Source organism: Lactiplantibacillus fabifermentans DSM 21115 (assembly GCF_000498955.2).
GTDB classification, from domain to species: domain Bacteria; phylum Bacillota; class Bacilli; order Lactobacillales; family Lactobacillaceae; genus Lactiplantibacillus; species Lactiplantibacillus fabifermentans.
Genome location: NZ_AYGX02000089.1, coordinates 1 through 326 on the forward strand (window position 1 = coordinate 1; position 326 = coordinate 326).

The following is a 326-nucleotide window of genomic DNA, read 5'->3' on the forward strand; positions in this document are numbered from 1 at the left end:
GATAGCCTGTAGTTCGCTAGCCATCTTGTTTTGATCAGTACCCATGATTAGGGATAAACTGTTCGTTTGATTTTCTGCTTTCGCGATTGCTTCACTCATATCGATTCCTCCTAGTATTTAAAAGTGACCTTCTCAGTTGCGGGCTTTTCAGTAATACCAGCGATAATCTCGCCATCTTCCATGACAAACTTGTCACCAACCATGCGACCAGCTTTTTTTAAATCGACTTTATCAATAGATTCCTTGACCTTGATATATTGGCTCATGCCCTGATTACGAAGTGAGTTTAAAACCATCTTTTCGTCATACGCCAACCCAGCCGGGTT

The 326-nt window shown here is 41.7% G+C and carries 1 protein-coding gene; it reads right to left on the reverse strand.

Annotated features, from left to right (window positions below; genetic code table 11):
• Window positions 1–110: 110 nt before the first annotated feature.
• Window positions 111–326 (reverse strand): host-nuclease inhibitor Gam family protein (locus tag DY78_RS08580; RefSeq protein ID WP_191982876.1); only part of this gene is annotated, 216 nt, incomplete at its 5' end.